The organism is Methanococcus mangrovi, assembly GCF_054506835.1.
Genome location: NZ_CP197114.1, coordinates 115,004 through 138,893, shown reverse-complemented (window position 1 = coordinate 138,893; position 23,890 = coordinate 115,004). Strand labels below are relative to the sequence as shown.

The following is a 23,890-nucleotide window of genomic DNA, read 5'->3' as shown; positions in this document are numbered from 1 at the left end:
AAACATGAAAATTTATTCCATGTCTCCTCTTTCTCTTATTTCATCGAGTTTGCACTCACATCCTTCTTCCATTTCGATGAATCTGTCTTTTAACTGTGCTAAAACTTTTGGAACTGATGTGTATTCCATCATTGATTCAGGTAATCTGTGTGGCATGAATGGACCCATTGATCTCATCATTTCAGCCATGTCGAGTGCTTTTTCTCTTGCTTTATCGAATGATTTGTCTGCGAAGAGGTCGTTTGGTCCAACTAATCTTCCGTGGGATAACTGGAATCCTAAAGCCATAACTCTTGCAGGGCCATCAAATCTTGCAGGCATTGCATCTTCTTCTGCAACTGGCATGATTGGACCAAAGTGGCATCCTCTCATCCATCCTGCAACGAGGTGTGGGTTTGCAAATCCTTCTAAAACTTCTCCTACTGCAGGGAATCCGCTTTGAGCTCTTACAATTGCTACAGGATCGTCTTTTCCAACGTATTCTCCTGCAATCATGTTTAATTTTTCTGATGAACATACTGCTGCAATTTCGTTGTCTTTTCTTCTGTAAACTCTTTTTACAGCGTATTTTTCAGTGTTTCCGATTAATGCGAGTAATGAATAGATTTCTTCTGGAGCATCTAAAAATACTCTTTTGTGTGCAAAAACATCTAAGATTTCGTATCTGAATCCTGATGTCATTGAAGGGTCGTATACTAATCCTGCAGTGCTGAATGGGTCTGCAAACATTTTGTAAAATGGTAAGTTGAATGCTGCAGGGTCTGTTTTGTCACAGCAGAATACTACAACTGGTTCACTTGGTCTTTCAACAAATTCCATTTCTGCGCAACCAGGGCCGAGTCCTTTAACATTTCCGGAAAATGAGTTTGAAAGTAAATCTTGACCTGCACCGTATAATTTTAACTCTTTTGCAACTTCTGTTGCTGCTTCAAGAGCGTCCCATGCAAGTTTGTGTACTTCTTCGTTGTCAGTACCTTTATCGTGGGTCATGATCATGTCAATGTCATCACCACAGTTTGTAACATAATAATCAATTAATGTTTCATCGAGCGCATTTTCGAGAACATACTCTGCTGCATCGAGTAATTCTTCTGGAGCTAATGTGTGTCCGCAGAGCCCCCCTACGTCCGCCTTAATAACGCTTAAAGTTACTTTGTCTTGCATACCTTACACCTTCATTCATGTTTCGGGTAAATTAAATCCACCTTAGTTTTATATTGTTATTAGAAAATATTTATGTTTTGCCAAATTTTGGAAAACAAAATTCAAAAACCAATACAATTATTGATTTAAGTTTTATATATTTATCTAAAATTAGAAATGTTTGATAAATAACAAAATAATAAATCATATATCATAAAATAAACATTTTTTAACTCTTTTTTTAATAAGGGGCATTTTAATATATCATATTCTGGCAAATAACTCGATATCGAAATATTTATATTATATACAAGTTAAACTTTTAAAGTCACAGATTTTAGGGAAATTTTTAGCAGTTTAAAATTTAATAGAGGGAATTTTTTGAATAATAAACAGTTTTTAATGGGAAATGAAGCGATTGCATACGGGGCAATTGCTGCAGGATTGCAGTTTGGAACAGGGTATCCGGGAACCCCTTCAACAGAAGTCATGGAAACATTGATTAAAAATGCTAAAAAATACAATTTTTATGTTGAATGGTCCACAAATGAAAAAGTTGCACTTGAAACGGCAATTGGAGCATCGTTTTCAGGCGCAAGTTCAATTGTAACTATGAAACAGGTTGGATTAAATGTTGCATCTGACCCCCTAATGAGTTTAACATATCTTGGAGTAAAAGGGCCGTTAGTACTTTTAGTAACTGATGATCCAGGACCTCATTCATCACAGACCGAACAGGATACCCGATCTTTTGGATTATTTTCAAATATTCCGGTACTTGATCCATCAAATTCACAAGAAGCCTATGAAATGACAAAATATGCTTTTGAAATTTCAAAACGTTATGAAACACCAGTATTTCTTCGAACTACAACGAGAGTTTCACACAGATGTGATGATGTTGTATTAGATGAATTAAAACCGTCAAACGAAAGTATAGAAGGTTTTTCAAAAAGTTTTAGATGGGTAATATTTCCAAAATTAGCCGCGGAAAGACATCCAATGTTAGAAAAATTACAAAAAATACTATCAAATGAATTTTCAAGTTCAAAATTTAATTTTAAAACAGGAACTGGAAAAATTGGAATAATTACTTCTGGAGCATCCTACCACTACGTAAACGAAGCTATTTCAAATAATAAAGACTTGTTCTCAGTTTTAAAAATTGGAACTCCGTATCCATTCCCAGAAAATAAAATAATTGAATTTATAACTGATGTTGACTTGATAATTACAGTTGAGGAACTCGATTCATTTTTGGAAGAACAATTACTTCAATTACTTGGAAAACATGATATTTCAAAGACAGTTTATGGAAAGAAAAACAGTATATTCCCCTGCTGTGGAGAATACAGCGTAGATATTGTAAAAACCGGAATTAACAAAGTTTTAGATATTTTAAAAATTCAGAAAATTGAAATTTCTGAAAAATTAATCGAAAAAAATGAGATGATTCCGCTTCCAGTACGACCTCCAAATTTATGTGCTGGATGTATGCACAGGACTGTATTTTACGCATTTAAGGAAGTTTCAAAAGAATTGAAAAAACAAAATATCCAAACAATATTTTCAGGAGATATCGGGTGCTACACGCTCGGAAATGCCCCACCTTTGGAATTAATCGATACATGCCTTTGCATGGGGGCAGGAATTAGTATTGCAGGTGGAATTTCAAGAACTACGAAAAATTCAAAGAATGTTGCATTTATTGGAGATTCTACATTTTTCCATTCAGGAATTCCTGCAGTAATTAATGCGGTTTATAATAACGCTGATGTTACAATTGCAGTATTAGATAATAGGACTACTGCAATGACTGGCCACCAACCGCATCCCGGAACTGGAAAAACTGCACTTGGAAACTCCACAAAATTAATAGATATTGAAGGAATTTTGAAAAGTTGCGGAATTGAATTTGTAAAAACCGTATCTGTAGATGATTTTTCCGCATGTAAAAAAATTTCAAGAGAAGCTATTGGATATAATGGCCCTTCTGCAGTTGTTTTTAGAGGAAACTGTGTTTCGCTTGTTAAGTCCACTAAAAAATATGTTATTGATGAAAACAAATGCACAGGCTGTAAAATCTGTGTTGAAAGACTTGGATGCCCTGCAATAACATTAAATGAAAAAATTCCAGAGATTATGGAAAACTGTACAGGTTGTGGACTTTGTAAAGCCGTGTGCCCTGCTGATGCGATAAATGAGGTGGATGAAAAATGAACTTCAGTGTAATTATCTGTGGAGTTGGTGGACAGGGCGTTGTTTTAGCATCCCGACTACTTGCAATTACTGCGATGAATTCAGGTTTTCACGTAAACACCGCTGAAACACTTGGAATGTCCCAAAGAGAAGGTTCCGTAGTAAGCCATTTGCAGTTTGGTGAAAATATCCAGAGTTCATTAATTCCCGAAGGCAGTGCAGATTTGATAATCGGCCTTGAAGTATCCGAAGTTGCAAGAAACCTTCATTTTCTTAAAAAAAATGGTAAGATTATCACGAACTCTAAAATGATTCTTCCAAGTGCAAGGTCTTCAAACGAAAAATACAATTCGGAAAAAATTATAAATTTTATTAAAGAAAAAGTTAAATCAACAGTTTGTATCGATTTTTCAAAAATTGCGAAAACCGCAGGAAATCCAAAATCAATGAATGTTTCAGTACTTGGTGCTGCATTTTATACTGGATTTTTGCCTTTAAAATACGATGACTTTTTAAAAACGATTGAATCGGAAATTCCTGAAAAATACCAAAAAATTAATTTAAATGCTGCCAAATTATCTGCGGAAACTATTTCTAATATTCTGGAGGGCCAAGATGAACAGTAAAGATTCAGAAACGTATGCATTACTTAAAAAATTACTCAAACACGTTTCAGAGGGTAGTGAATTCTACAAAAATAAATTTTCAGAATCTGGCATAAATATTGATGAAATCAATTCAATCGAAGATTTTAGAAAAATTCCATTCACTGAAAAAGAAGAATTAAGAAACGCATACCCATTAGGCCTTCAAGCAGTTCCTGATGAAAAAATCGTTAGAATACACTCATCCTCCGGAACAACTGGAAGCCCAGTGATTGTACCTTATACACAAAAAGACGTAGATACCTGGTCAGAAATGATGATGAGATGCTACCAGATGGCAGGAGTTACAAACACTGATAGAGTACAGATAACTCCAGGATACGGGCTCTGGACCGCAGGAATTGGATTTCAACTCGGTGCTGAACGTTTAGGTGCAATGGCAATACCGATGGGGCCGGGAAACACTGAAAAACAGCTTCAAATGATGGTGGATTTGAAATCTACTGTTTTAACTTCCACTTCATCTTATGCATTATTATTGGCAGAAGAAATACGAAAAAAAGGAATTCAAGATAAAATCCACCTAAAGATAGGTGTAATCGGCTCCGAAAGGTGGAGCGAAAAGATGAGAAATAGAATCGAAAGCGAACTTGGAATAAAAAGCTTCGATATTTACGGACTAACAGAAATATATGGTCCAGGAATTGCGCTTGACTGTGAATACCACGAAGGAATGCACTACTGGTCCGATCACTTATTATTTGAAATCATTGACCCGGTTACTGGCGAAAATCTACCTGACGGAGAACTTGGGGAACTTGTAATTACAACACTTACAAAAGAAGGCGCACCGCTTATCAGGTACAGAACAAGAGATTTAACAAGAATAATCCCTGAAAAATGTAAATGTGGGAGCGAATATCCAAGAATTGATAGAATACTTGGAAGAGCAGATGACAGGATTAAAATAAAAGGGGTAAACATCTACCCCGGTCAGATTGAAGATTTAATACATAAAGTTTCAGGCGTAAGTAGCGAATATCAAATCGTTTTGAGCAGATTTGAAGGAAGAGATTCAATGTTATTTAAGGTAGAAGTTGATGTTTCAGAGGAAAAATTTGAAGAAACTAAACTTGCGATTATAAAAGCATTTAAAACATATATCGGAATTTCACCCGATGTTGAATGCTTAAAAATTGGAGAACTTCCAAGGAGCGAAAAAAAGAGTAAAAGAGTATTTGATAATAGAGATTAGTTTTTTTACTTTTATTTAACATTATTTTAAAAAAATAGAAATTACAGTAAATCTGGAAGGCGGTACACTCCAAAAGCCAACAAAAAAACAGCAATTATAAAAAATACCATCCATAAGTAGTATGATTCTAATTTAGCGTGTTTTGACATCAGTTTTTTTATTAAATCCATATTCATCACTTAGATAAGTATTATTTTTGAAAACCTAGTTTTTGGAGATATATAAAGTTTTGCAGGACGTGGACTACAAACCTCCTAAAATTAAAAAAATAGAATATTTAAAATAATAACATTATTATAGATGTAATCAGGAGTTTTATGGAATTTAAGATGCCTACACCTTCTATTTTTATTTTACCTTCATTTAAATCATTTTTAATAGCAATTACTGGCTCATCATCATTTAAAATTTCTTTAACAGTGCTTTCATTGGTGTAAACAGTCATTGTTGCATTGTCTAAACTTCCCTTCTCAAAATCTATAATTTTTCCATCCTTGATAATTATTGAAACAAGTAACTCATCACTTTCTGTTTCTACATTCAGGTTTATTCTTTCGTCTGATGCGATACCCGACAATAATGGGACTTTGTCAAGGTCATCTGAATGAGTCATCGCAGCTGTTTTCATATCTAAAAAAAGATTGGAACTATCAGAAATTAAAACGGCTTCTGCGGATACTGAACTTAAAAGTAATATACAAGCCAAAAATAAGCCTGCATTTATTATCTTCATACTATCCCTCGACTTTAGTTTCGAGACTTTCCAAAAATAGTGCAATCTTTTTTACAACTACTTTTGCATCTTCATCATTTTCAGGATATTCGATATTTAAAACTGGCATTTCTTTTCTTCGAATAAGGTATTTCGTAAGTTCATTTGTTCTTTCACATCCAACACATCCAAATCCAATTGGCGCATGAACCATGACTATTGCAGCTTCCGCTTCATCGATTAATGGGCCGATTAATGACATTCTACCACGAACTCCCGAAGGAACTTCGATAGCTGCATATTTAAGACCTTTTTTAGGGTCTTCGTCAGTTATATTTAAAGGAGGGCTGTCAATTTCAAGATTCCTTACCTTTTCACCAATTGCATTGTTAATCATCAGTGGCTTGTGACCAAATCTCTCTACCAAATCTGATAGAATAAGGCTATTTGGGGGAAATATGAATACTTTTTTCAATATATCACCAAAATTGATAGTTATTTCGGAAATGCTTCGTCAGGCAAAAATTTTGAAAGTTCTTTTCTGCGGGCTATTGAATTAATTTCCTCGAATATTCCTGCTGTTAAATCTACAATTCCCACTGCGCCAGTAATTTCCCCATCTTCTTCTTTTACCGGAACCACAATTACAGGAACCCCTGAATAAGGGCCACAAATTGGAGTTACTTTTAAAAGTTCTCCAAATTCCAAAACCTGCTTTAAAACATAACCTTCGTAATTATCGTCAATTAATTTTCCTTTTTCAATCCTAACTCCAGGCTTATCTTTAGAACGCATTGTTACTGGCGATTTATTGACCAGCAGGTGTATCGCATAAGCCAGCGGAAATAAATCCTTAGAACTGCTGCACTTCAAATCAAGCATATTCTCACCACCTGTTTATGAAGATATGTATTTCAAAGTATTAATATTTTCTAATTAACATTTAAGTTCATCCAATCTTTCATAAAATCGCTTCAACGATTTTCTCGCGTGTTTTAATTTGGAATTTCCCTCGTCAAGAAGTATATCAAGATATTCTCGATTAACCACGATTTTTCCATCATATCCAATTGGTGCATCCATTTTAGCAGTTGTCATGATTTCTACGATGTATCTCTTGCTTGAAATTGATTTTATCGATGAAGCTTTTAGACCATTGTGATACGCAAGTTCTAAGAGCTTTTTACTCGTATCTGCGTCTCTTGATGCGATGTGTAAAATTGGAGAATTTAATACAAAAGAAATTTTTTCAAAACTTTCAGATTTTTCAGAAAGTGCTTGATCAATTTCATCATAATTTGCATAATGGTGCCATTTTCCAAGCCATTTTGAGTGTATTTTTGGATTTTTATCCTTTGGAAACTCGATTATACCGCATCTTCCAATACAGCTGCTTGTAGTGTAGTAATCATCAAATTCATTTATTTTATCGACTAAATACATGACTTCAAGGTCCACAAAGCCATTATCAAGGGCCGCCTGAAGCTTTTTCATTGTAAATTCTTTATCATCGCTAAACATATTTTCACTCGATTTATAGAATATGTTAAGTTTCAAAAAATAATATAAAAACTTTAACTAAATTTTAAAATTGATTTGACAATTAAAAAAGTGAACTTAGAAAAAAAGAGTATGATTAGAAGTTTATTGTTTTATCTGCTTCTTTTACGAAAGCTATTAAATCGTGCATTGTTCCAAAAGCAACCCCGTCAATGAGTTCTTCATTAGAAATTCCTCTTGCTTTGCCGCATGGGCCACATGCTTTTACAACTGCGCCTGCTTCGATTGCATTTTCTAAAAGTTCTGAATATCTTGGAACTCCTGCAGGATTTTGGTCTTTTTTACCAACGTAAACCCCATCTTCGAGTAAAAATATATTCACGTCAATTCCTTCCAAAAGCGCGGTTAACGCAAATCTTAAAGCAGAATATGCTCTTTCTTTTCCGTAAGGTGCATCTCCGATTATAACCGTAAATTTCAAAATTTCACCTTATTTTTTTATAACAATTTTAAATCCATTTGAACTTTCTTCAGCGGATAACACTTCGTGGCCTTTTTCTTCTACAAATCTTTTGATATTTTGAAGAGCGGGCTTGTAGTCCCCAGTAACGATTAATTCATCTCCGGAATTTAATGAATCTAATGCTTTTTTTGTTTTTAAAACCGGCATTGGGCATACGGTTCCAGTAACATCAAGTTCCATAGTATTACCTCCAAGTTGGTATTAGAAAAACTAATTTTTTAGAACATACTTTTATTTTTGTTATTAAAGAGCTAACTTGCTACAATTTATATTTTTAAGGAGATTATATAAATATATTTATTAAATATTCTAATAAAGCTTAAATTACTCCTAAAATTAATAATCTAAGAGTTCAAAATACTCGTAATCTAAAATATTGTCTTTTACCATCCAAAGCTCCCGATATTTTCTTGAAAGTTCTATTAATCTCTTCAAAATATCCTTATCCGTTTTTCCACGCTCGAAAAGTTCATCAACTATTAAAAATAGTATTTCTTCGAGTTTTCTTCTCTCTTGGATATATTTAATTACATCAGGAATTATCTCAAGTAATTCATGATTTTCCGCATTTTTCAGGAATTGATTTCTTAAAAACGAAGTAAATGTAAATAAGTTTTTCTTTTCGATTTTTGTAAGTTCAAGCATGTTTTTTGCAGTATCTAACAATGTTCTGTCCGTTTTTACAAATTCATCCCATAAATTATGTTTTTCAACAATATCTTCAAAAATTTTTAAAATCTCATTTTTATCCAATTTTGAAAGATTGAAAAATAATTCATCCCCATTTGTATATTTTCCATTTTTATATGACTCTAAAAGTGCATAAGCGTGTTTACAGTTGTATTGATATGGGCAGGTACATATTCCAGTATTTGTTTTTAAATCAACTTTTGTGATATAATTATCACTGCCATAAACAGCCCCCTGAAGAGTATTTCCTCGTTTTATACAGTATTTTACCATATTTTTTAAGAAATACTCTTTTCCCCGTTCCCTAACCATTTCGTCGTAGATGTCATTATCCATTTTATCACTAAATATAACAATGTTAAATATATCCAAATTCAAATTTATATGTGTATTCAGTGGAGGGGGAACATGAATCTTGAAAAAGAAGTTTCAATAGTCCTCGGCGGTGCTGCAGGACAGGGAATACAAACCATTGAAGAATCACTTACCAAAATATTAAAATTATCAGGATACAACGTATTTGCAACAAAAGAATACATGTCAAGAGTTAGGGGCGGAATTAACACTACTGAAATTATAATATCCTCTGAAAAAAGGCGTTCTTTTTTAACGAGAATAGATTTACTTGTAACGTTTAAAAAAGGCGTTTTAAATCATCTTAAAGATAGGATTTCCAATGAAACGATTATTTTAGGGGAAAAAGAAAATATAGACGAAGAATTTTTGGATAATAACAATATTGTAGACATTCCAATTCAGGAAATAAGTAAAAACATAGGAAACGTTTTATTTTCAAATACTGTAGGTTCAGGAATAATCCTTGGAATTTTTGATTGTGATTTAGAACTTTTTAACAATTATCTGAAAGATAAATTTTCCAAAAAAGGAGAAGAAATTGTAAATAAAAACTTGGAAGCTGCAAAAGAAGGATACTTACTTGGAAAAAAAATTTTAAAAGATTTAGATTTAAAAATAAACCTTGAAAAGAATGGCAAACTCAAAGATGAAATTGTATTAAGTGGTACAGAAGCTGTTGCATTAGGAGCTGCAAAAGCTGGCTGTAATTTTGTATCATTTTACCCAATGACTCCCTCAACAGGAGTTTCCACATTTCTTGCAAGTCATTCAAAAGACCTTGGAATTATCGTTGAACAGGTCGAAGATGAAATCTCTGCAATAAATATGGCCATTGGTGCAAGCTATGCGGGTGCAAGAAGTCTTGTTACAACGTCAGGAGGTGGATTTTCCCTAATGTGTGAAGCAGTAAGTCTTTCAGGAATGACCGAAACTCCAGTTGTAATATACCTTGCACAAAGACCTGGGCCGTCAACAGGACTTCCAACGAGAACTGCACAAGGGGATTTAGAATTAGCATTATATTCTGGACATGGCGAATTTCCAAAAATCATATATTCGCCAGGCACAATTGAAGATGCCCACAATATAAGCCAGACTGCGTTTAATATGGCAGATAAATACCAGGTTCCTGTTTTTATTTTATCTGATGAATATCTTGCAGATACATTCTACAATTTATCAGATACTGAATTAAAAACTTTAAAAAAAGAAAATCATGTTGTAAAAACCAAATCTAACTACAAAAGGTACCAATTAACAGAAAATCCAGTTTCAAAACGAGGAATTCCTGGATTTGGTGACGGAATTGTATTGATATGTGGGAATGAGCATGACGAATTTGGAGATATTACTGAAGATATTGATTTAGTAACTAAAATGACTGAAAAACGGAATAAAAAGTTAGACTTAATTAAAAAAGATGCGCTTGAACCAGAATTCATTGGAAATAAAGATTACAAAAACCTGATTGTTTCTTTCGGTACAACGTTCTACCCAATAAAAGATGCACTTGAAAAATTAAACTTAAATGATACTGCATTTTTACACTTCAGTCAAGTTTATCCTATTTCAGATTCTGCTGAAAAATACTTGAAAAAAGCTGAAAAAGTAGTAAATATTGAATTAAATTATTCTGGACAGCTTGGAAGACTTTTAAAAAGGGAATTTGGAACTGAAATGAAGGATAGTATTTTAAAATACGATGGAAGGGCATTTTCGGTTGAAGAGCTTACTGAAAAAATTAAAAAAGTTTTGAGGGGGTGAATTTATGGAAAGCAATTCTTTTCAAAGAACTGAAAAAATAGATATTTCCTGGTGTCCGGGATGCGGGAACTTTGCAATAAAAGCATCACTTTTAAATGCCCTATCAAAACTAAATTTAAAACCGCAAAATGTTGCGATAATTTCAGGAATTGGACAAGCTGGAAAAATGCCTCACTACATAAATATAAACGGATTTCATACATTACATGGAAGAGCAATACCTGCTGCAACTGCCGTAAAAGCTACAAATCCAGAACTGACAGTAATTGCGGAAGGTGGCGATGGGGACATGTATGCGGAAGGTGGAAATCACCTTATTCATGCGATAAGAAGAAATCCAAATATCACAGTTTTAATACATAATAACCAGATATACGGGCTTACAAAAGGACAGGCATCCCCAACAACACTTGTTTCAACGAAAACTCCAACTCAACCGTGGGGGGTGTTTGAAGAGCCACTAAATCCAATAGCACTTGCAATATCCCTAAATGCATCTTTTGTAGCGCGTACTTTTTCAGGAAACCTTGAAAAAACTGAAGAAATAATAATTAAAGCAATAAATCATAAGGGTTTATCGATAGTAGATATCTTCCATCCCTGTCCATCATTTAACAAAGTAAATACTCTTCAATGGTACAGAGAAAATACATATTTTATGGAAGACCACGACGCAACAGATAGGAAAAAAGCCTTTGAAAAATCACTTGAAACTGAAAAATATCCTCTTGGAATATTTTATATTTGTGAAAAACCGGTATTTGAAGAAGTTGTTCCACCATACATTTCAGAAAAAACTCCGATATGGAAAAGGGAACCAAATTTAGAAAAAATTGAAGAAATACTAAATTCAAAAAGAACTTAAGAATTAAATTACCAATTTAAATTATTATTAAAAATTTTTGTGAAAATTATGGAAAATTTAGAAAAAATAAACGAACTTGTCGAAATATTTGGGCATTTTGACGTGGAATTTGCTAAACTCATGGAAGAAAAAATAGATACACAATATTTCGTGCTTGAAAATTTAAAAAACTCCATGAATAACGATGAAATGTTTATAAAACTTGTAATTTTAAATTCAATTGTGAGCTACCAGCTATGCACTACTGGAGAACTCTGGTGGAGCGAATTTTCAGAATACTGGTCAAAAAATGAAGTTAATAATGAAAATTTAGGGGAAAATTACGTTAATTTCCTTGAAAATTCAAAAGGAAACCGGCGGCTTTTAAATGTAAAAATAAAAAGGATCGAAAAAGTTATTCCGTTTCTTGAAAACTTAAGTCTTTTGGATTTTAAAAATTACTATTCAAACATGAAAAAACTTCTTGAAAATCTATCAAAGAACTTAAATTCAAAAAAAGACTCAAAAACTATTGTTTTTGCAGTAAAAATGTTTGGATACGCTTCAAGGATGGTATTTAATGAGTTTGTCCCCTACCCAATGGAAATTGAAATTCCAAAAGATTCGAGAGTTGAAAAATACACGCTTAAATTCACGGATGAAAACCCGATAAAATTCTGGAACAATATTTCAAAAACCACAAAAATTCCGCCATTGCATATAGATTCGATAATATGGCCAGTTCTTGGAAGAAATTTTGATTTTAATTCATGTGATGGAAAAATTGGTGAAAAATCAAAATATTTGAACAAACTTCTTGAAATCTAATACCGTTATAAAATTATATAAATAAGTGTTTTCAAAATAAATCTATTGGAAAAGGAGGTAATAATATGTCAGTTTGGAAATGCACTATCTGCGGATACTTATATGACGAAGAGAAAGAGGGAAAAAAATTCTCAGAATTGCCCGATAACTGGACATGCCCAATTTGCGGAGCTAAAAAATCTGCATTCGTGGAAAAGAAATAAAAAAATAGAAAATTAAGCTTTATTACTTTTTTTAACATATTTTATATATTTTGCAGCATCTTTTATTCTTGCCTGAAGGTGCGGTACATCCATTATCTCGAATTTATTGTATTTATCGTGCATGTGAAATCTCAAAGAAATCATCGACATCGTGTGTGCAATATCCTCATCATCGAGATTCATCGAAACTACATCGATTCTACTGAGCAATTCGCAGACTAAACTTTTAGCCCTGTCCAAATCCTCATCATCGAGATTCATCGAGTAAATATCGAGTTCGTCCATTATCTCGTGAACGGGCTTGTCAGGATTTTCTAAAAGCGATTTTACAATGGTATTCGAAAGTTCTTTTAATTTAATTTCTTTTTTCATTTTGTACACCAGAACAGATTGGGCTTGGTTTCTTGCAGTTTATGTACGGCCATGTTTAAAATCATTCAGTAATTTAAAGTATTTTTGATATTAATCGTTTTATTTTAAAAATCAAATTTCAACAAATAACATTATCAAAAAGATACTATATAAAAGTTAAAATCAACTAAATTTATATAAAAAAGATTATTCTTCGCCCTCGAATTCAATTGTAGCATTTACTATGTTAAATTCCTTTCCGCCTTTTAATTTAATGTTTCTAGATTCGCATTTTGGGCATATTACTTCAAGTTCATCTTTAGTATTTAAATTTCCTTCAAATTCACAGTCAATACAGAAAATTTTTGGTTTTACCATTTCTGCTTTCAATTCTGCACCCTTACAGACAGTATCTTCTGAAATAACTTCAAAAACAAACTGTAACTGGTCCAGACTTATCAATGTAAGGTCCCCAATTTCAAGATTAATATCATTTACTTTTGTAACCTTTCTGCCGAGGTCCTCCTGCTGTTTTACCGCTTCAAGAATTGCATTTAACACCGATGTCGCGTATGAAAGTTCGTGCATTAAAAAACACCTCTTTTATCGAGTCTTTCAAGAACCATTGTTTTTACTTTTTCTTCTTTTCCACTTGGAACAAAAATCTTGAAATTTACAACAATCCGTACAGTATCATCGCCATCTGAAAGTTTACATTCTTCAAGATAAGCTTTTTGTTTATCAAATCTTAAATAAAGTTTATTTTTATCAATCCTGCTATCTAATTCACTTTTTAATCTGTTTACATTTCTTTCATCGCTTTTTATCAAATCAATAATATAATTGAATACCGTTTTTGCCTTTTTTCCAGAAATTTTAACAGTGTGGATTTCAATAGGATTTCCAAAATTTCCTTCTGTTTCGACTGTCTCGGTTTCTAAATCGTCTTCTTCAATTATTTCAGGTAAAAAGAAAACCATTGCATCGAGCACTTTTTCTTCATCTTCGGTTGCATTTGCAATCGTCGATATTGTGATGTTATTTACCATTTTTATAAACACCCTTGAGGATTAAATTCGTAAATTTTGACGTTTACCATACTATATAAACAAAACATATTAAAAATATACTGCTAAGCAGTAGTTGACAATGAGCAGAAAACTACTTTTTAGGATGGAAGAAAAATTAAAATTTTACAAAAAAGAACCTAACAACTCAGGATTTAATAGATTTAGTGGCTTTATCAAATTTTAATATTTACAATTAAGTTCTGATTTTCCCTAATTTTTTAAAAAATGAATTCTAAAACCACAATTCCAATTATTGAAACCACTATGAAAAAGCCTAATAAAATTGTAAGGTCGTGAAATAATTCAATTAGAAACTGACTTTTAAATCCGAGTACGTGAAATACGGTTAAACTCGTAAGAATTGAAAACATCACTGCAATAACAATAAACAGCATGTAAGAAATATCTTTTTTAAAATATCGTTTTATTTGAGATTCAATATCCATTTTAACCCTTTTGTCCCAATTTTAAACTTCAAACTTATATTATTTATATGATATATCTTGTTTGCGATTTAATTCTATAATCTTGCTATTAATATTTTAGATAACTAAATACCATAATACTTTAATTTAATATTTAATAAAATCAACATTTTTAAATATATTTTTGAAAATAGATAAATTGGGACATAACTATTGTTTGGGAAATTTAAATTGGTGTGAAAATGGATATGAATGAACTTCAAAACGCTATTTTAGAAAAAATGTATTTAGAATACCGGAACGGGAATATAAGCCTTCAAAGAAAGGATTTTAAATATATAGAACCTGACGACCAGAATCTTGATATAATATTTAAAAATTTAAACTCAATTGGGTATATAGAAATCAAGTCGAGAGTTCACACGACAGTTGGCATTTTTTACATCGTAAGGCTGTCTAAAAGTGGAATAGCATTTATCGAAAATTCAAAACATTTTAAAAACAAATTTCCTGAATTCGAGCCTGTAATACATGATAATGATATTATATTTGGAATGGGAAGTGAACATTTAATCACGATACTGCCATTTAAAAAAGTTTACGATAAAATTAATGATAAAAATCCAGAAAACAGGTTTGAAATCATTAAAAACGTTCGAATGATTGAAAAAGAACTTTCAAATGAAATAATTAACAGGTCAAATGTAACAGATGCATTAAAGTACCTTAAAAATAATGCAAGTTGGATTTTACCAGAAGTGTTTGGTTCGATAATTGCGATGTTTGAAATGTAATTCTGAACCTTTTTTTAAACTTGTTAAAAAAATAAAAAAAGTTCGGGTTAGATTATTAGATTTTAAACCTTAAGGCCAGTTAGGTTTAAATCGGAGAGTGGTGGTATTTATAGACTAAATCACGTGTCAATAATTCAATAGTACTTTATAGAGTGTTAATTCTTAGATTTGGTAAAATAAGTTTAGCTACTTATTAAGCTAATTTGGTACATTAGTAATATTATTAGACACAGTTTTTATCTGTTTCTATTTAGTCTATTTAGTTGCGATTAAATATTTTAATATTTAAATATGGAATTTACATGCTAAAAATCAAGAGAACAACATTTAAAATTGAAAACCTATTTAAAATTCTATCGCGGTAAATTTAATTATCTACATATCAATTGGGTGAATAATGTATTCGTCAAGCACCGCTGTTTTCACAGACATTTTTATAAAACTTATAGCTTTAATTATTATTTTAGCGGTTATTTCATTTACTGTAACGGGTATAATACATATTTTTAAAAAATAAACTTTTTTTAAGAAATTTTAACGAAATAACCACTTTAACAGCGTTTAATATACTTATGATATATAATTTGTCATATGTTAAAATATAGTGAATATTAATACAGGGAGTATTATATACAGAATACGTGTGGGAACACCAAAAAACCGTTGGATTTAATTGGGGATACTAAATATCTTTGGATAAATTATTTGGGTTGACTTTAAATGTGAAGTATTTATTTCACAAATTACTTTCCCACACGATTTTTACATGCTTTTTTAAATGGGGATTGAAACTTCGTTTCAAAATAAACTTTGAAATTTTTAAAATAATCTGAAAAACTAAAAAAATAAAAAAAGAAAATTTATTTAAAAGAATTAAACTAAAGGAAATTTAATTATTTCGTTTTTTTGCCGTTAGCTCTGACACTTGGTCTTGCTTTTTCAGCACCTTTTCCTTTGTACATTAATCCTCTTCCTTTTTTACCAGCTGATGTTAAACCTCTGGTTGCTCTACCTTTGTGGGTTCCTTTGCAGAGCCAGTTGTAGGATTTGTCGCTTTTGATTGATGGGTGGCATGGATCAGCTAAGATTACTTCGTACCATTTTTGTTTTCCATCTTGTCCTACCCAGTAGGAGTTTAATACTTCCATGTTAGGGTATTTTTTAGCTGCTCTTTCTTCAGCAATTCTTTGAATGGATTTTGCCATTGTAATTTTGTTGATACCTAATGTTGAAGGTTTTTTGGAGTGTTTTGGTCTTGGTTTTCTTAAACCTCCTCTTCTAACACTAACTCTTACAACAACAATTCCTTGTTTTGCTTTGTATCCTAAGTTTCTAGCCCTATCAATTCTTGTAGGTCTTTCAATTCTTAATACTGAAGGTTCTTTTCTCCAGTCTTGCATTCTTGACCATTGTAACTCTTTAACGTATGAGTTAGCAGGTACTTTCCATGCTTCTTTCACGTAGTTGTACATACTCATGGTATCACTTGTTTCGTCGATTTCTGTTTATGGGTTCAGCTTAATGCTACATGCCCTACGGGAATTCACCCGTCACTAAACTACTAGTATAACCTAGTCTTAACATCATGTATCGTGACAACTATATTAATTTAACGGCAAGTATATAAACAATGGAATAGAGAACAAGTTTAGAACTTGTACACTTTTTTATTAATATTAGTTTCTAATTTAAATTTGGTGAAAACATGGTCGACTACTTCGATTACAACAGTTTATTGACAAGAGCGCGAGAACAACTTCCAGAAGAAGTATTCAGAGACGTAAGGTTTGAAATTCCATCTGCAGACAGTTTTGTAGAAGGAAACAGGACTATTATTAAAAACTTTAAAGATATTGCAAAATTCATGGAAAGAGACCCACAAGAATTTGCAAAATACGTAATGAAAGAATTAGGTACTGCGGGAGACATGGAAGGTGTTAGATTAATCTTGCAGGGTAAATTTGGATGGAGAATGGTAAACGAAAAAATCCAAAACTACGTAAACGAATACGTACTCTGTCCAGAATGTGGAAAACCGGACACAAAAATCGTAAAAGAAGGAAGAATACACTTCTTGAAATGTACAGCTTGTGGTGCAATGAAACCAGTTAAAACATTATAAGTACTCTTTTTCTTCTTTTTTACTTAATTAACGAATTTTACATTTTTGGTGATATTATGAAAGGATTCTGCTACCGCTGCGGTCATGAAGGCGAACTTCTTGATGGTCTCTGTAAAATCTGTTATACTCATATGAATCCGCTTATTGAACTCGATAACGAAATCCACGTTGAAGTCTGTCACATGTGCGGATCATATAAAAGAAAACTCTGGCAAGACCCTCAAAAAAGGGAAACATACGAAGTAATGGAAGAAATTGCATATTTTGGGGTTAAAGATAATTTAAAAAAGGCAAATAAAAGCATTGATGTAGAAATAATCCCGCAAGAGCCACGACAGCTTCCCGGAGGAAAAAGATCACGTGTAGAAATTCCGGTTGTTGTTTTTGCAGAAGGACGGCTTGTTGGGGAAGATAACGATAGAGATGAAGAAAGACATATCACAGTTTATCTTGATATGGTGCAGTGCCCAAGATGTTCGAGATGCATGTCAAACTACTACGAAGGAACATTGCAAGTTAGGGCCATGAACCGGTTTTTAAATGACAAAGAAAGGATAGAGTTGGACGACTTCGTTAGAGATGAAGCTGAAAAACGACTTAATAAAGACAGGATGGCATTTATCTCAAAATATATTCCTCAAAAAGAAGGTCTCGACTACCAGATGGGTTCAATGGGTGCAATAAGAAACATCGCATCAGCCATAAAAGCAAAATACGGTGGAAAATCAATTGAAACTGCAAAACTCGTTGGAGTAGATAAAGATACTGGAAAAGACCAGTATAGAATTACGGTTGCAGTTAGAATTCCAGAATTTAAACTCGGAGATATTTTAGAATATAATGAAAAACTGTATGTCGTTTCTTCGTTGAATGAAGTGAGAGTTTACCTTGAACCTGTTGAACTTGGGGATAAAATTTCAATTGCATGGAATGAAATCGATAAATCTGCAAAATTAATTAAAAAGGGAGAAGATTGCGAAACAGCAACAGTTATTTCAATTACACCTGACACGATAACTGCAATGGACGATTCAAATTACGAGATTTACGAGTATAATAATACGATTGAAAATGTAAAAGAAGGAAATAAAATAAGAATATTTAAAAACGAAGAAATTAACAGGATTTTAGAAATTATAGAATAAATAAAAAATTTTTTATTTTTAAATTATTCAATTTCTTCAACGTAACATCCGAGTCCCACTTTCGTGTAGTAAACCGGACAGTTCCAGACTTCCTTAAATATATTTTCGATATCAATTACGTGTTCTTTTTTAGGTATTGTAATAATTGCAGGTCCTGAACCACTGATCGTTATACCATAGACTAAATCTTTTACTTTTTCTTTAACTTCATCATATCCATCAATTAAATTAGCTCTGCATGGTTCAACAACGCAGTCTTTCGACATGTATCTTCCAAAAAGTTCTAAATCGTTGTTGTATAATGCATAAACCATTCCTGCAGCTTTTCCGACGTTGTTTACCATATCTTTTATCGGGATTTCTTTTGGAAGTATTTCTCTTGCGGTTTTCGTACTTACCTGAATGTTTGGAAGTGCAATTAATACTTCAAGGTCTACAGGAATGTTAAGTACTTCAAGGGGCTCGTAGCTTGTTGTAAGGGTAAATCCCCCAAAAATTGCAGGTGCTACATTGTCTGCGTGAGGAGCTCCTGCTGCAACTGCTTCTCCAAGCGAAGAATATTTAACAAGTTCTAATTTTGATAATCCAAGTTCAAAAAGTTCGTTTAATGCAAACGCAATCCCTGCACAGGATGCAGAACTGCTTCCAAGACCGCTTCCCGGCTTTATTCCTTTAATTATGTGGATATGTATTCCTGAATCAATTTTAAAATCTTCCATCATCTTTTTAGCAACTACTCCCGCGGTATTTTCATCCACGTTTGTAGGTATTTCTTCTGCTTTTTCCCCTTCAACAGAGATTGTAATTCCGCTTTTTGTTTTTTTAACTTCTACTATATCGTATGGCTTTGAAAGAGCAAGCCCGAAAATATCATACCCTGGCCCGAGATTTGCAGAAGTTCCTGGAGAACACACTTTTACTTTTTCCATAATATCACCAAAATAATCCTGAATATTGCTCAATACTTAATTAAACATAAGTAAAAATAGATATAAAAATGCTACTCTGAATTTTAATCTTTTTAAATTAATAAAAGGTGTTATTGAAAATTTAACTGGATTACGGTATTGTACAAAGACACCTTATGTCTGACAAATCTAAACTATTTTAAATTAAAAAAAGAAAGTACTATTATAGTTAGTTAAAAAATAAAGAGGGGAAGATAAGTGGTTAAAAAAATAACCCGTAACGATATAATAATTCCTCTGGAAACTCCAGAATCGATGCATGACGAGTATATAAAAAATTACCTGAATCTTACAAGAAATACGGGTAATCTGATGCTTTTTGCAGGAGACCAAAAAATTGAACACTTAAATGAAGATTTTTACGGGAAAGATATTTCAAAAGATGATTCTAACCCCGAACATTTATTTAAAATTGCTAAAAATTCAAATATTGGCGGTTTTGCAGTTCAGTTTGGGCTGCTATCACGATACGGCCGCGACTATAAAGACATAAATTACATTGTAAAATTAAATTCAAAAACGAATCTTGTAGACACGAACCAAAAAGACCCTGTAAGTCACTCACTTTTAAATATTAGCGATATTTTAGAATTTAAGAAAAATTCCGGAGTTAACATAGTTGGAGTTGGGTATACAATCTACCTTGGAAGTGATTATGAATCCGAAATGCTTTCTGAAGCTTCAAAAATAATTTATGAAGCCCATAAAGGGGGACTCGTTGTAATACTCTGGATTTACCCTCGGGGAAAAGCCATAATATATGAAAAAGACCCGCATCTAATTGCTGGAGCTACGGGTGTTGCGTCGTGTCTTGGAGCAGATTTTGTAAAAGTAAATTATCCAAAGTCAGAAAATCCTGTAGAATCATTTAAAGAAGCTGTCATGGCTGCTGGAAGAACTAAAGTTGTCTGTGCAGGCGGATCAAGTACAGATATTGAAACATTCTTAAAACAGCTCTATGAACAGATTCACATAAGTGGAGCTTCTGGAAATGCTACTGGTCGAAATATCCACCAGAAATCATTGTCTGATGCAATTTCGATGTGTAATGCAATCTATGCAATAACAATTGAAGGAAAAACCGTTTCAGAAGCCTTAAATACATACAACGAAAGAAAATCTTAAAAGGTGATACTATGGATATGGAAATGGTACTTGGACTTATCGATACCCTTGAAAAAAAAGGAGTTGGAATTCAGCTGTCTGTTGAAAACCAAAAAACAGTCGAAATTTCGATAAAAAATAAAAATGTAGATATAAATATTGTAGACCCTTCAAAAATAGGAAAATTAATAAAAGAACTTAATATAAAGACCGATTAATCTTTAAACATTTCTTTTACGATAAAATCTTTCTTTTCTATTGCCATGTCACATGTTTTTCTAACTTTTTCTTTCATTTCTTCAAAGTTGTCAGGTTTTTGTTCCCCGACCACTTTTTTAACTGGCGTGTATGCAGCTTCCCGGAATTTTGGAATTAAAAGCTCTTTTTCACCGTTTTTATCAATTAAATAACTAACATCACCTTTTTTAACTACCCCAATCTGTTTAGCACCGGTTTCTTCCATTATTTCTCCGGCCTTGTCTCCTGGAACAATTATTAAAAGGCTGTCAATTGAAACTCCAAGCGGGTCAATGTTTAATTTTTCGAGCATTTCAAGAACTTTCGGGTTTACGAGTTCATAGACTTTTTCCTTGTATATTTCAAGTGAAACTTTTGCAGTATTTGTAATCTCGAATGCATCTCCCCTTAAACCACCATTTGTAACGTCAGTCATCACGTGAATGTGTTTTAAAAGGTCTTTTTCAATCAAATTCTTACAAGAGGTTAAAAAATCCACGTTTATCGTTTCTTTTATTACATCAAACATTCCGTAGTAAAGAGCAGTCGTTGAAATCGTTCCTCCACCGCTTCCTTCAGTCATTAAAATTACATCTCCAGCTTCGGCCCTTTTTCTTGCAGTTGGTTCTCCTTTTTTAATCACACCTATTGCACCAACAGCACTGACCATCCTGTCCCCTAAAACCATATCGCCGCCAACTCTGAGGGTACTTCCTGCAACAAGAGGCACATTTACAGCTTCAGAAACTGCGCAGATTCCTGCAGTGTAATCAAATATTTTTGAAACGTCTCCATCGTCTGCGAGGTGAATATCACTTATAACTGCAACTGCATCTGCACCCATTACATAAACGTCTCTTAAAGCAGCCCTTGCAACGTGAAATCCTGCAATAAATGGAAAATCACTTAATCTTGAGTGTGTTCCGTCAACCGCGACTACAACGTGTTCTGCATTTGCTTTTACAACACCTGCATCATCCTGTTCAGTACTGTCAACTTCAGTTTCTTGATTTGTACTTTCAATAATTCTCGCAATTTCGCGGTGAACAAAAAAATCGCCTTCTCCTCGGCTTCCAACGCCCATTTTTCCCATTGTAATTCCTGATTCGGGGCATTCAAGTAAATATTTTAAATTTTTATCTTCTGATTCACGGAATTTTTCAGTTGTTTTTACTTCTTCGACTACTGCTTCGACAAATCTTCTTGCCCATCCTTCATCAGTGTCTTTGACTTCAATAACTTTTTTAAAACCGTCTTCAACAATTTTAGACTCTGAAATGCCTTTTTTAAGACACTTTCTTACATACCTTTCGATATCCATTCTTTCACCGGTTTAGAAAAAATAAAAAAATAAATAACTGTTTAAAAAATTAAAAAAAATCAATTTAATTTCCAAGTTTTAAAATTGCTTCGGCTAAATCCCCGTTCACGTCTTCCAATGCTTTTTTAGCTTCTTCTTTTGAAACCCCGCATTGGCTTGAAACCATTTCAATGTCTTCTTCAGTTACTTCAACTTTTACTTCAACGTCTTCAATTTTTTCTTCTTTTTTTTCTAATTTTTTAGCTTTTCCGGTAACTGAATATGTTTTTGTTCCAAGCATGTCCATTACCTGAACTTTTGGCTTTTCAAAGACTAAAATTTTGTCTTCGAGTTCGATTGTAACCTTAACAGCTTTTAAGTCCTCAGAATCCATTCCAAAGTCTTTCATCATTTTCTGCATTTGTTTCATCATTCTTGGATTGAACTTTCCTCCGCCAGGAAACATAAAAACACCTCATAATAAGTTCGAATATGTTTAGAATAACTATAATTTGGCAACATGGTATAAAAATATATATAATATTTCGTGGCATTCACGAATTTTTAGCTTTTTTTAGAAAAATTCACTATGCTATTTTTATATAGTATTTTATCCTAATTTTGGTATCTTAATCAGAAGAGGAATAATATGGATGCAAAACTCATGAACATCAATGATAAAGAATTAATTAAGAAATCCATTCAGACAATCCAAAAACTCTCTGAAAAACTGGATGAAGTAAAAATAATGCACGTTTGTGGTTCACACGAACATACCATTTGTAAATATGGAATAAGAGATGTTTTACCTGATAATATCACCGTAGTTCCGGGACCGGGATGTCCTGTGTGTGTTACAACCCAGAAAGAAATCGATGAAGCAATGTATCTTGCAGAACGGGGCTACACAATTGCAACCCTTGGAGACATGTACAGAGTTCCGGGAAGTAACAAATCATTAATGCAACTCCAATCAGAAGGTGCAGACGTAAAAATTGTTTATGGAATTGGAGATGCAGTAAAACTCGCAAAAAAACAGGATGAAAAGGTAATTTTTGTTGCAATAGGATTTGAAACTACTGCACCAACAACTGCTGCTGAATTATTAAATAAACCTGAAAATTTCTATATCTTAAATTCGCACAGGCAGACCCCCCCAGTAATGGGATTTTTACTCGGTGGTGGAACCTCACTTAACTTGGATGGATTTATATGTCCTGGCCACGTTTCAACGATTACCGGCTTAAAACCATACTACGGCCCATGTGAAACGTACCACGCACCGATGGTCGTTGCAGGATTTGAACCAATCGACGTAATGGCTTCTCTTGTAATGATATTAAAACAGCTCGTAAAAGGGGAAGCTAAAGTTGAAAATGAGTACACCCGTGGAGTTAAAGAAGAAGGAAACGTTATTGCACAAAAAATTATGAATAGAGTTTTCGAACCATCAGACGTTGCATGGAGAGGCTTTCCAGTTATCAAAGATGGTGGCATGAAATTAAGAGAAGAATTCAAAAAATACGATGTTCATGAAAATATAGATATTCCTGACATTAAAGAATCAATAAATAAAGCATGTATTTGCAGTGAAATTTTAAGGGGAGAAAAACTTCCAAATGAATGCAAACTATTTGGAAAAACCTGCGATCCAATGAATCCAGTTGGAAGCTGCATGGTTTCTGACGAAGGAACCTGTAGAATATTTTATAAATACAATAAATTTAGATAAATACAACAATTCGTTTTTA

The 23,890-nt window shown here is 32.9% G+C and carries 30 protein-coding genes; 13 read left to right on the top strand and 17 right to left on the bottom strand.

What is annotated here, in order from left to right; translation table 11 throughout:
- Positions 1-12: 12 nt before the first annotated feature.
- The gene (gene fbp, locus ACS5L2_RS00765) at positions 13-1,164 is read right to left on the bottom strand and encodes a fructose-1,6-bisphosphate aldolase/phosphatase (protein WP_459201865.1); all 1,152 of its coding nucleotides are present in this window, start codon (positions 1,162-1,164) and stop codon (positions 13-15) included.
- 360 nt (positions 1,165-1,524) lie between these two features.
- Here fbp and iorA point away from each other — a divergent pair, with 360 nt between their 5' ends.
- From iorA to ACS5L2_RS00750, 3 genes are read left to right on the top strand one after another with little or no spacing between them, the layout of a single operon-like run.
- Positions 1,525-3,363 carry an indolepyruvate ferredoxin oxidoreductase subunit alpha gene (gene iorA, locus ACS5L2_RS00760; RefSeq protein WP_459201864.1) on the top strand — a complete coding sequence of 613 codons (1,839 nt, stop codon included), beginning with the start codon at positions 1,525-1,527 and terminating at the stop codon, positions 3,361-3,363.
- Positions 3,360-3,968, top strand: coding sequence for an indolepyruvate oxidoreductase subunit beta (locus ACS5L2_RS00755; RefSeq protein WP_459201863.1), 609 nt, complete (start codon positions 3,360-3,362; stop codon positions 3,966-3,968). The genes iorA and ACS5L2_RS00755 overlap by 4 nt, the downstream gene beginning before the upstream one ends.
- Positions 3,958-5,202: a phenylacetate--CoA ligase family protein gene (locus tag ACS5L2_RS00750; protein ID WP_459201862.1), complete on the top strand. Its 1,245-nt coding sequence runs from the start codon at positions 3,958-3,960 to the stop codon at positions 5,200-5,202. The genes ACS5L2_RS00755 and ACS5L2_RS00750 overlap by 11 nt, the downstream gene beginning before the upstream one ends.
- A 41-nt stretch (positions 5,203-5,243) precedes the next feature.
- Here the strand turns inward: ACS5L2_RS00750 and ACS5L2_RS00745 are convergent, their stop codons facing one another.
- From ACS5L2_RS00745 to ACS5L2_RS00710, 8 genes are all read right to left on the bottom strand, one after another.
- Positions 5,244-5,372 carry a hypothetical protein gene (locus ACS5L2_RS00745; RefSeq protein ID WP_459201861.1) on the bottom strand — a complete coding sequence of 43 codons (129 nt, stop codon included), beginning with the start codon at positions 5,370-5,372 and terminating at the stop codon, positions 5,244-5,246.
- A gap of 107 nt (positions 5,373-5,479) precedes the next feature.
- Positions 5,480-5,935 carry a hypothetical protein gene (locus tag ACS5L2_RS00740; RefSeq protein ID WP_459201860.1) on the bottom strand — a complete coding sequence of 152 codons (456 nt, stop codon included), beginning with the start codon at positions 5,933-5,935 and terminating at the stop codon, positions 5,480-5,482.
- A gap of 1 nt (position 5,936) precedes the next feature.
- Complete coding sequence (locus ACS5L2_RS00735; protein WP_459201859.1) at positions 5,937-6,389, bottom strand: methanogenesis marker 5 protein; 453 nt, start codon at positions 6,387-6,389, stop codon at positions 5,937-5,939.
- A 20-nt stretch (positions 6,390-6,409) separates the two neighbouring features.
- Entirely contained in the window at positions 6,410-6,796 is a 387-nt protein-coding gene (locus tag ACS5L2_RS00730) for a DUF2111 domain-containing protein (protein WP_459201858.1), read from the bottom strand.
- Between the two features lie 54 nt (positions 6,797-6,850).
- Positions 6,851-7,435, bottom strand: coding sequence for a tRNA(Phe) 7-((3-amino-3-carboxypropyl)-4-demethylwyosine(37)-N(4))-methyltransferase Taw3 (taw3, locus tag ACS5L2_RS00725; protein WP_459201857.1), 585 nt, complete (start codon positions 7,433-7,435; stop codon positions 6,851-6,853).
- A gap of 115 nt (positions 7,436-7,550) precedes the next feature.
- Positions 7,551-7,895 (bottom strand): DsrE/DsrF/TusD sulfur relay family protein, encoded by a 345-nt coding sequence (locus ACS5L2_RS00720; RefSeq protein ID WP_459201856.1) that lies wholly within the window; start codon positions 7,893-7,895, stop codon positions 7,551-7,553.
- Positions 7,896-7,904: 9 nt separating this feature from the next.
- The gene (locus ACS5L2_RS00715; protein WP_459201855.1) at positions 7,905-8,117 is read right to left on the bottom strand and encodes a sulfurtransferase TusA family protein; all 213 of its coding nucleotides are present in this window, start codon (positions 8,115-8,117) and stop codon (positions 7,905-7,907) included.
- A gap of 156 nt (positions 8,118-8,273) precedes the next feature.
- The gene (locus tag ACS5L2_RS00710; protein ID WP_459201854.1) at positions 8,274-8,963 is read right to left on the bottom strand and encodes an SWIM zinc finger family protein; all 690 of its coding nucleotides are present in this window, start codon (positions 8,961-8,963) and stop codon (positions 8,274-8,276) included.
- Positions 8,964-9,035: 72 nt separating this feature from the next.
- On the opposite strand from ACS5L2_RS00710, the gene ACS5L2_RS00705 reads away from it, so the two are divergent.
- From ACS5L2_RS00705 to ACS5L2_RS00690, 4 genes are all read left to right on the top strand, one after another.
- Positions 9,036-10,748 carry a 2-oxoacid:acceptor oxidoreductase subunit alpha gene (locus ACS5L2_RS00705; RefSeq protein ID WP_459201853.1) on the top strand — a complete coding sequence of 571 codons (1,713 nt, stop codon included), beginning with the start codon at positions 9,036-9,038 and terminating at the stop codon, positions 10,746-10,748.
- Between the two features lie 4 nt (positions 10,749-10,752).
- Positions 10,753-11,613, top strand: coding sequence for a thiamine pyrophosphate-dependent enzyme (locus ACS5L2_RS00700; RefSeq protein WP_459201852.1), 861 nt, complete (start codon positions 10,753-10,755; stop codon positions 11,611-11,613).
- Between the two features lie 48 nt (positions 11,614-11,661).
- The gene (locus ACS5L2_RS00695) at positions 11,662-12,420 is read left to right on the top strand and encodes an N-glycosylase/DNA lyase (RefSeq protein WP_459201851.1); all 759 of its coding nucleotides are present in this window, start codon (positions 11,662-11,664) and stop codon (positions 12,418-12,420) included.
- A 65-nt stretch (positions 12,421-12,485) separates the two neighbouring features.
- Positions 12,486-12,623 (top strand): rubredoxin, encoded by a 138-nt coding sequence (locus tag ACS5L2_RS00690; protein ID WP_459201850.1) that lies wholly within the window; start codon positions 12,486-12,488, stop codon positions 12,621-12,623.
- A gap of 12 nt (positions 12,624-12,635) precedes the next feature.
- Here the strand turns inward: ACS5L2_RS00690 and ACS5L2_RS00685 are convergent, their stop codons facing one another.
- The 4 genes from ACS5L2_RS00685 to ACS5L2_RS00670 all read right to left on the bottom strand — a co-directional run bounded on the left by ACS5L2_RS00685 (position 12,636) and on the right by ACS5L2_RS00670 (position 14,490).
- Positions 12,636-12,995 (bottom strand): hypothetical protein, encoded by a 360-nt coding sequence (locus ACS5L2_RS00685; protein ID WP_459201849.1) that lies wholly within the window; start codon positions 12,993-12,995, stop codon positions 12,636-12,638.
- A 186-nt stretch (positions 12,996-13,181) separates the two neighbouring features.
- Positions 13,182-13,562 carry a hydrogenase maturation nickel metallochaperone HypA gene (gene hypA, locus ACS5L2_RS00680; RefSeq protein ID WP_459201848.1) on the bottom strand — a complete coding sequence of 127 codons (381 nt, stop codon included), beginning with the start codon at positions 13,560-13,562 and terminating at the stop codon, positions 13,182-13,184.
- Positions 13,562-14,023 (bottom strand): RNA-binding domain-containing protein, encoded by a 462-nt coding sequence (locus ACS5L2_RS00675; protein ID WP_459201847.1) that lies wholly within the window; start codon positions 14,021-14,023, stop codon positions 13,562-13,564. Before ACS5L2_RS00675 ends, hypA begins: the two co-directional genes overlap by 1 nt.
- Positions 14,024-14,262: 239 nt before the next feature.
- Positions 14,263-14,490 carry a hypothetical protein gene (locus ACS5L2_RS00670; RefSeq protein ID WP_459201846.1) on the bottom strand — a complete coding sequence of 76 codons (228 nt, stop codon included), beginning with the start codon at positions 14,488-14,490 and terminating at the stop codon, positions 14,263-14,265.
- A 221-nt stretch (positions 14,491-14,711) separates the two neighbouring features.
- Here ACS5L2_RS00670 and ACS5L2_RS00665 point away from each other — a divergent pair, with 221 nt between their 5' ends.
- Entirely contained in the window at positions 14,712-15,263 is a 552-nt protein-coding gene (locus tag ACS5L2_RS00665) for a hypothetical protein (protein WP_459201845.1), read from the top strand.
- Positions 15,264-16,156: 893 nt separating this feature from the next.
- Here ACS5L2_RS00665 and ACS5L2_RS00660 read toward each other — a convergent pair.
- Positions 16,157-16,741, bottom strand: a complete 585-nt coding sequence (locus ACS5L2_RS00660) for a 50S ribosomal protein L15e (protein WP_459201844.1) — start codon at positions 16,739-16,741, stop codon at positions 16,157-16,159.
- A gap of 227 nt (positions 16,742-16,968) precedes the next feature.
- Here ACS5L2_RS00660 and ACS5L2_RS00655 point away from each other — a divergent pair, with 227 nt between their 5' ends.
- The gene (locus ACS5L2_RS00655) at positions 16,969-17,385 is read left to right on the top strand and encodes a translation initiation factor IF-2 subunit beta (RefSeq protein WP_459201843.1); all 417 of its coding nucleotides are present in this window, start codon (positions 16,969-16,971) and stop codon (positions 17,383-17,385) included.
- Positions 17,386-17,441: 56 nt separating this feature from the next.
- Positions 17,442-18,530 carry a 60S ribosomal export protein NMD3 gene (locus ACS5L2_RS00650; RefSeq protein ID WP_459201842.1) on the top strand — a complete coding sequence of 363 codons (1,089 nt, stop codon included), beginning with the start codon at positions 17,442-17,444 and terminating at the stop codon, positions 18,528-18,530.
- A 23-nt stretch (positions 18,531-18,553) separates the two neighbouring features.
- On the opposite strand, the gene ACS5L2_RS00645 is transcribed toward ACS5L2_RS00650, so the two are convergent.
- Entirely contained in the window at positions 18,554-19,459 is a 906-nt protein-coding gene (locus ACS5L2_RS00645; protein WP_459201841.1) for a homoserine kinase, read from the bottom strand.
- A 237-nt stretch (positions 19,460-19,696) separates the two neighbouring features.
- On the opposite strand from ACS5L2_RS00645, the gene ACS5L2_RS00640 reads away from it, so the two are divergent.
- Both ACS5L2_RS00640 and ACS5L2_RS00635 read left to right on the top strand, forming a co-directional pair.
- A complete protein-coding gene (locus ACS5L2_RS00640) occupies positions 19,697-20,623 on the top strand; it encodes an aldolase (RefSeq protein ID WP_459201840.1) in 927 nt (308 codons plus the stop codon).
- Positions 20,624-20,634: 11 nt separating this feature from the next.
- Positions 20,635-20,820, top strand: coding sequence for a hypothetical protein (locus ACS5L2_RS00635; RefSeq protein WP_459201839.1), 186 nt, complete (start codon positions 20,635-20,637; stop codon positions 20,818-20,820).
- On the opposite strand, the gene ACS5L2_RS00630 is transcribed toward ACS5L2_RS00635, so the two are convergent.
- Both ACS5L2_RS00630 and ACS5L2_RS00625 read right to left on the bottom strand, forming a co-directional pair.
- The gene (locus ACS5L2_RS00630) at positions 20,817-22,160 is read right to left on the bottom strand and encodes an AIR synthase-related protein (RefSeq protein WP_459201838.1); all 1,344 of its coding nucleotides are present in this window, start codon (positions 22,158-22,160) and stop codon (positions 20,817-20,819) included. The genes ACS5L2_RS00635 and ACS5L2_RS00630 overlap by 4 nt on opposite strands.
- Positions 22,161-22,224: 64 nt before the next feature.
- Positions 22,225-22,605 (bottom strand): nascent polypeptide-associated complex protein, encoded by a 381-nt coding sequence (locus ACS5L2_RS00625; protein WP_459201837.1) that lies wholly within the window; start codon positions 22,603-22,605, stop codon positions 22,225-22,227.
- 183 nt (positions 22,606-22,788) lie between these two features.
- Here ACS5L2_RS00625 and hypD point away from each other — a divergent pair, with 183 nt between their 5' ends.
- Entirely contained in the window at positions 22,789-23,871 is a 1,083-nt protein-coding gene (gene hypD / locus ACS5L2_RS00620) for a hydrogenase formation protein HypD (RefSeq protein ID WP_459201836.1), read from the top strand.
- Positions 23,872-23,890: the final 19 nt, after the last annotated feature.